Here is a 247-nt window from a genome sequence, read left to right as displayed (position 1 = left end):
GGCCAGGGCCTTGGTGATCGCGTCGATCTCGGCCGCCAGCAGCGGGCCGGCACAGGCGATCGGCGCGTACTGGGCGATGCCGTAGGTCGAGGCCTCGGCGCGGTGCGCGGTGCCGAAGGCGTCGTGGACGAAGATGTCGCAGAGCTTCGCCATCTTGCGGGACAGACCCTCGTCGTTCTTCTTCTCGCCCGGGTTGACGCGGCAGTTCTCGAGCATCACGAGTTGGCCGGGGGCGACGCTGACGCCG

General features: G+C 69.6%; 1 protein-coding gene. It reads right to left on the bottom strand.

The window, feature by feature from the left end:
- A partial coding sequence (gene pgk / locus ASC76_RS23620) for a phosphoglycerate kinase (RefSeq protein ID WP_082549431.1) occupies window positions 1-247 on the bottom strand: 247 nt, incomplete at both ends.

The organism is Rhizobacter sp. Root404, assembly GCF_001425865.1.
Lineage (GTDB): Bacteria > Pseudomonadota > Gammaproteobacteria > Burkholderiales > Burkholderiaceae_C > LMDS01.
Note: the sequence above shows the minus strand (reverse complement) of the source record. Positions and strands in the feature narration are given on the sequence as shown.